Origin of the sequence: Chryseobacterium sp. GVT01B (genome assembly GCF_019970045.1) — a bacterium.
Classification (GTDB): Bacteria; Bacteroidota; Bacteroidia; order Flavobacteriales; family Weeksellaceae; genus Chryseobacterium.
On record NZ_JAHXYI010000014.1, the window covers coordinates 1 to 8,301 of the forward strand.

General features: G+C 38.4%; 1 protein-coding gene. It reads left to right on the top strand.

The genetic code is table 11. The annotated features are described in order from the left end of the window. The coding region (locus tag LC457_RS23190) for a non-ribosomal peptide synthetase (RefSeq protein WP_223601909.1) at positions 1-8,301 on the top strand (8,301 nt) is incomplete at both ends.

Genomic DNA, 8,301 nt, shown 5'->3' on the forward strand with positions numbered 1-8,301 from the left:
TTTACGGAGAAGTATTAGGTTTAGACGCAGATCATATCAGTATCCATGATGATTTTTTCCGATTGGGAGGGAATAGTATTATGGCTATTAAACTGGTCAATAAAATTTATCAGCGAACAGGGATACAGGCTACGGGAGGAGTTGTATTCAACCATAAAAGTATTGCAGGTTTATCACGAGCCCTTGAAGGTTTGCCGGAATTTGCTGTTGAAGAGATCAGTCCAGTTATTGTAAAGCATACCAGGGAGCAGTACTTGTCCTTTGGTCAGGAAAGATTATGGTTTATTGAAAACTATGAAGGAGGAAGCCATGTCTATAATATTCCTATGGTGTTGCGTTTGGATAATGAAACGAATATCAATTTTTTACAGGAGGCGTTCCATATGCTTCTTGACAGACATGAAGTTCTTCGAACCCTTATTTTGACTGATCCTAATGGAGGAGGATACCAGTATGTGAGTGATCAGTCTTTGGAATTAACTTTGGTAGAGATCGGAAGCTTTGAAGATTTTATGCAGGTGATCAGTGGGGAACTGAATGAAAGGTTTAATCTTCAGGAAGACTTGCCGATAAGAGTAAAAGTACTGGATTATGAAGGTGACTATTATTTGTCTGTAGTCATTCATCATATTGCGTTTGATGGATGGTCTATAGAAATTTTTTTACGCGAGTTGAACAGTATTTATCAATCTCTTGTTTTAGGTGTTCTTCCTACGCTTCCTTCTTTACCATTTCAATATAAAGATTTTGCCTTATGGCATCGAAAATATGTAACCGAAAAGGTTTTAGACAAGCAGCTGGAATATTGGCTGTGTGAGCTTTCTGAATTTGAAACATTGAATCTTCCATTAGATTTTCAAAGGCCTTCCCGAATGAGCTACGAAGGAGAGACCCTATATTTCAGTATTTCTCCTGAAACAAGTTCCCAACTAAGATCCATGTCTAAAGATTTAGGAGTTAGTTTATACAGTTTGATGCTCAGTGGTTATTATCTGGTGCTGGCTTCATATAGTGGCCAGGATGATCTTATTGTCGGTACTCCGGTTGCTAACCGTCATTATCCGGGGCTGGAGAATATGATTGGCTTTTTTGTCAATACGTTGGTTCTTCGCCAAAAATTGGATTTTAACGCAAGTATTCGCGACTTTATCAATGATGTATCCGCTGGTGTTTTAAGAGGTCAGATTCATCAGGATCTGCCTTTTGAGAAATTAGTAAATGCTCTTAACATTGAACCTGATTCCTCTCGTCATCCTGTATTTCAGGTGATGTTCGGATTTCAGGGTGGGGATTCCGGAGCGAAAGAAACAGATGGTAAAGATTGTTTTTTTCATCCTTACAACAGAGGGATACAGAATGAAACTTCTAAGTTTGATCTGACTATGATGATTGATGATCAGGGAGAAGAGCTTTGTGGAACATTTAACTTTGCAACATCTCTGTTCAAAGATTCTACAATTAAACATATGATCAGCACATATCAGTATATTCTAGAGCAGTTTTCTACTTTGTTTCAGCGGGGATCTTCTGAGGTTAAACTTAGTGAGCTACGCTGGATTAATTCAGCAATGCCCGGTCTTCATGGGATATGTTCAGATTATGACAAAGCCGTTACCCTTCATGGCTTATTTGAAGAACAGGCTTTCAGAACTCCTGATCTTACAGCGCTGGTATTTGGAGATGTACGTCTTTCTTACCGAGATCTTAATGAAAAGGCTAACCAGCTTGCCCATTATCTGATCCAGCATTATGATATCCGTCCTGATGAACTGATCCCTATTTGTTTTAACCGTTCAGAAAAGATGCTGATAGGTATTCTAGGTATTTTAAAAGCAGGCGGAGCTTATGTTCCTCTTGATCCTGGTTACCCTGTAGAGAGGCTGGGGCATATCCTGAATGATACAGGGGCTCGTCTTATTCTTGCGGATAAGCAGACCGTGTCTAAGCTGCATGAATATGTTTCAGCAATTGCTAAGAATGGACCCGTTATTTTGAATCTGGATGATGCAGAGGCAGCAGCTGGAATTCAAAGGTGTTTCAGAGAAGATCCTGTTACCGCAGTAAGACCCGACCATCTGGCTTATGTTATTTATACCAGTGGAACAACAGGTAGGCCTAAAGGTGTAATGATTGAACATAATGGGGTTGTGAATTTAATAGAACAGCAGGCCTCAATATTGGATCTGGAGGAAACATTATATCGATCAGAACAGAAAAATTTACTCTGGTATGCTGATTATGTCTTTGATGCACATGTTTGGGAAGTATATTCGGTATTTGCACTCGGACATATCTTGCATGTTTTGCCAAACGAATCGAGAACAGATTTGGAGATATTGCAGAAATATATTATTCAGCATGATATTAAAGTTGCTACGATTCCTCCAGCTTTATTGGATAAAGAATCAATTTTACCATTAGAGAAAATTATTGTTGCCGGAGATACTACTAATTCTGAAATCATGGAATGCTACAGAAAATATGGAATTGACGTGATTAATGCTTATGGTCCTACAGAAACAACAGTATGTGCTACCTATCATCATTATTGCGAAGATGGTAATTCTCTCAATATTGGCCGTCCGATTGGTAATACTTCAGCATATGTTCTTGATTTCTATTTGCGTGCCGTTCCCATTGGCGCAATCGGAGAGCTGTATATTGGTGGAGTAGGTCTATCCCGGGGGTATCTAAATCGTCCCGAGCTTACTGCAGAACGCTTTTTAGTAAACCCTTTTCAGACTGAAGAGGAAAAAGCATCAAATTATAATGGGAGGATCTATAAAACGGGAGATCTCGTTCGTCTTCTTCCAAATGGTGATCTGGAATATATGGGTCGTAACGATTCTCAGTTAAAGATTCGTGGCTACCGTATTGAGCCTGGTGAGATTGAGGCGGTTCTTGTTGGGTTAAGTGGTATCCACAAAGCTGTGGTGATGTGCAGGGAAAGCAGTCTGGGGTTAAAATATCTTACTGCTTATTATGTGTCGGATGTTCCGTTTGAGTCTGCTGATATTTCAGCTTTGTTATCAGAAATACTTCCGGATTATATGGTTCCTTCGGTTTATGTGCATTTGAATGAACTTCCGCTGACAATAAATGGAAAGCTGGACAGAAAATCATTACCGGAACCTTTGTTTACTGGGGAAACGGAATATGTTGCGGCCAGGACCTGGATAGAGGAGCAACTTGTGTGGATTTATGGAGAAATCCTGGATCTCGATCCTGATCATATCAGCATCTATGATGATTTTTTCCGATTAGGAGGTAACAGTATTATGGCTATTAAGCTGATTGCTAAAATTCGACAGGATTTGGATATGCAGGTTAATGTATCAGCCGTATTTGATAATAAAAGTATTGTCGAACTGGCCACTGTACTTGAAAACTTTACTACTGAAACTATTTGCATAGATCGGGCAGACGTTCGATACGCGGAAGATCAGCTTTTGTCATTTTCTCAGGAAGGATTGTGGTTTATAGATCAATACAAAGGAGGAAACAATTCATATAATATACCGCTTGTGTGCCGTATAGATAAAAGTGTAAATATTTCCATTTTGGCTGAATCTCTGGCAAGTGTTATGCAAAGACATGAAATTCTTCGAAGTCTGATCTTAACCAGCAATGAGGGGATAGGTTATCAACAGGTTACAGATCCTTACTTAGAATTGACTGTTCAGGAGGTAAGCAGTTTTGATGCTCTGGAAACGGAATTAAGTAAAGAAGCAAAGAGAATATTTTGCTTGTCAGAAGAAATTCCTCTTTCTATACGTGTTTTTTCAATGGATGATCATTGCTATCTGTCTATAGTATTTCACCATATTGCTTTTGACGGGTGGTCGGTAGAAATTTTCTTACATGAGCTTTATGTTATTTATCAAGCATTATTTTCAGGTTATCAATATGAGCTTCCAACATTGGAGTTTCAATATAAAGACTATGCGTTATGGCAGCGAAAGTATCTTAATAATACAACTTTAAAAAAGCAGCTTGAATACTGGCAGTCTTATCTAAAGGTTTTTGAAACTTTGAACCTGCCTTTGGATTTTAAACGACCGTCGGAAATCTCATATGAAGGATGTACTATTTCATTTATAATACCTTCACAGATCAGTTCTGATTTAAGATCTTTAGCAAAAAAGCTTGGAGTCAGTTTATATAGTGTGATGCTCAGCGGATATTATCTAATGCTATCTTCTTATTCCGGACAGGATGATATTGTTGTGGGAACACCATTTACCAATCGTCATTATCAGGGACTTGAGAACATGATAGGATTGTTTGTTAATACACTAGTTCTTCGTGAAACAATTGACTATAATACAGATGTCAGATCATTTATCAAAAAAGTTTCTGCTTCAGTTTTAGGTGCACAAGCCAATCAGGACCTTCCTTTTGAAAAACTCGTTAACGCACTTGATATTGCACAAGATTCATCACGTCATCCTATCTTTCAGGTGATGTTCGGTTTTGAAAGCTTTAGCAAGACTCCGGGTAATGTATTTAAAGGAAATTCCTTTCTTCATCCTTTTGAAGGCAGGGTTTCTTATGATATGGCTAAATTTGATATTACGACTATGATTGATGATACTGATGACGTTTTATCCGGAACATTTAACTATGCAAGTTGTCTTTATGCGGAATCAACAATAGAAAGGATGAAATCTGCTTATCTTTATTTTCTAAAACAGATCTCGGCATTACATCTTTCCGGAGAATCGGAAATAAAGCTTTCTGAACTTCATCTATCGGAGACGGAAGATTTTAATTGGCTTTCTGATTGCAATGGAACCTATTCTGTTTATAATAGAGAAGCCACCATTCACAGTTTATTTGAAAGACAGGTGTGCCGAACTCCCAACCAAACAGCACTGTTTTATCAGGGAATAAAATTAACATACCAAGAGCTTAATGAAAGGTCGAATCGTCTGGCTCATTATTTACTTGAAAAATATAAAATAAAACCTGACGAACTTATCCCCTTATGCTTAAGTCGTTCAGAGCAAATGCTCATTGGTATTCTCGCTGTACTGAAAGCAGGAGGAGCATTTGTTCCTTTGGATCCCAGCTTTCCATCAGAAAGAAGGAAGCATATTCTGCCGGATACCGGAGCTCGTTTGATCATTACTGAATCTGCTTCTGTAAGTAAACTTGGATATGAGGTATCGGATATTATCTGTCTTGATGATGAAAAGATGATTAAAGAACTTAGCAGTTGTAGAACTGATAATCCTGAAACTGATGTAAAATCCAGTAATTTAGCGTACGTCATTTATACCAGTGGAACAACAGGTAAGCCTAAAGGCGTAATGATTGAGCATACGAGTGTTGTCAACCTTACAGAAGAAATACGAGGAATATATAACTTTTGTGAAACGGGAAAATTTAGTGCCTATACTTCTTATGTATTTGATGTTTCTGTTTCTGAGTTTTTTAGTGCATTGTTATACGGCAATGAATTGCACCTATTGGACGAACATACTAAAAAAGATATTAATCTGGTTAAGGAATATCTTTTAACTCATGATATTACCCATGCTTATCTTCCTCCCGTAATGCTTTCTTTACTGCCTCGCTGTGATTTTCCTTCTTTACAGACTTTGATGTATGCAGGTGAACCAGGGGATGAAGAAACGGTGAAGTACTGGTCCCTTTATAAGAACGTATATAATTTATATGGTCCTACTGAAGCTACTATTTATGCCACCTATAAACAAATACGACATCATGATAGTAATCCTCTTAATATTGGGATACCTCTAGGTAATACTTCAGTGTATGTTCTGGATTCCTATTTGCGTCAAGTTCCTATTGGAGCTGTCGGAGAGCTATATATAGGCGGAGTTGGAGTATCAAGGGGATATTTAAATCTTACTGAGCTTACTACAGAGCGTTTTTTAGCTAATCCCTTTCAGACTGAGAAGGAAAAAGCATCAGGTTATAATGGACGGATTTACAAAACTGGCGACCTTGTGCGCATACTTCCAAACGGTGATCTGGAATATCTGGGGCGTAACGACTCACAGATCAAGATTCGTGGTTACCGGATTGAGCCAGGAGAGATTGAGGCTGCTCTTCTTGCATTGAATGGTATCCGCCAGGCAGTAGTAGTGTGTAGAGTGAACAAAATGGGTTTAAAATACCTTGTTGCTTACTATGTTTCAGAGAATCCGCTTGACTCCAGAGATATTTCAGTGTTATTATCTGAAGTGCTTCCTAATTTTATGGTTCCTTCAGCTTATGTTCATTTGAAAACTTTACCTGTTACTATCAATGGAAAATTGGATAAAAATTCATTACCTGAACCTTTATTTACAGGTGAAACAGAATATGTAAGTCCTCAAACGCCTTTACAGGAGCAGCTGGTGGAGATTTACGGAGAAGTATTAGGTTTAGACGCAGATCATATCAGTATCCATGATGATTTTTTCCGATTGGGAGGGAATAGTATTATGGTTATTAAACTGGTCAATAAAATTTATCAGCGAACAGGGATACGGGCTACGGGAGGGATGGTTTTCAATCATAAAAGTATTGCAGGTTTATCACGAGCCCTTGAAGGTTTGCCGGAATTTGCTGTTGAAGAGATCAGTCCAGTTATTGTAAAGCATACTAGCGAGCAGTACTTGTCCTTTGGTCAGGAAAGATTATGGTTTATTGAAAACTATGAAGGAGGAAGCCATGCCTATAATATTCCTATGGTTTTCCGACTGGATAAGAGAGTAACTCTCCGTTTTTTAGAGAAGACTTTCCATATGCTTCTTGACAGACATGAAATTCTACGTACTCTTATTTTGACAGATCCTGATGGATCAGGATATCAGTATGTAAGTGATCAGTCTTTGGAATTAACTTTGGTAGAGATAGGAAGCTTTGAAGATTTTAGGGAGATGCTTAGCGAAGATATGAATGAAAGGTTTAATCTTCGGGAAGACTTGCCGATAAGAGTAAAAGTACTAAATTATGAAGACGACTATTATTTGTCTGTGGTGTTTCACCATATAGCTTTTGATGGTTGGTCAATGGAAATATTTTTAGCTGAATTAAACAGTATTTGTCAATCTCTTGTTTTAGGTGTTCTTCCTACGCTTCCTTCTTTGCCATTTCAATATAAAGACTTTGCCTTATGGCATCGAAAATATGTAACCGAAAAGGTTTTAGACAAGCAGCTGGAATATTGGTTGGATGAGCTTTCTGAATTTGAAACGCTGAATCTTCCATTAGATTTTCAACGACCTTCCCGAACGAGTTATGAAGGAAAAAATCTATATTTCAGTCTTTCATCCAAAACGAGTTCACGGTTAAGATCCATGTCGAAGGATTTAGGAGTCAGTTTATACAGTTTGATGCTCAGTGGTTATTACTTGATGCTAGCTTCATATAGTGGCCAGGATGATCTTATTGTCGGTACTCCGGTTGCTAACCGTCATTATCCGGGGCTGGAGAATATGATTGGCTTTTTTGTCAATACATTGGTTCTTCGCCAAAAATTGGATTTTAACGCAAGTATTCGCGACTTTATCAATGATGTATCTGCTGGTGTTTTGAGAGGTCAGATGTATCAGGATCTGCCTTTTGAAAAATTGGTAGATGCTCTTAATGTTGAGCCTGATTCCTCTCGTCATCCTGTATTTCAGGTGATGTTCGGGTTGAAATTTTTTGAATCGGGAAATAAAAGGTGGCATGGTGAAGATTGTTATTTCCACCCTTTTAATAGTGGGATACAGGATGAAACCTCTAAGTTTGATCTGACCACAATTATTGACAATCAGGGAGAAGAGCTGTGTGGAACATTTAACTTTTCAAAATCTCTGTTCAAAGATTCTACGATTGAGGATATGATCAACACATATCAGTATATTCTGGAGCAATTTTCTAGTTTGTTCCAGCGAGGATCTTCCGAGGTTAAACTTAGTGAGCTTCGCTGGATTAAAGAAGGGGATGGAGCAGTATCAGGTCAACATGGAAAATATTCAGGATATGACAGGGAGGCTACCCTTCATGGCTTATTTGAAGAACAGGCTTTCAGAACTCCTGATCTTACAGCGCTGGTATCTGGAGATGTACGTCTTTCTTACCGAGATCTTAATGAAAAGGCTAACCAGCTTGCCCATTATCTGATCCAGCATTATGATATCCGTCCTGATGAACTGATCCCTATTTGTTTTAACCGTTCAGAAAAGATGCTGATAGGTATTTTAGGTATTTTAAAAGCAGGCGGAGCTTATGTTCCTCTTGATCCTGGTTACCCTGTAGAGAGGCTGGGTCATATCCTGAATGATACAGGGGCCCGTCTTA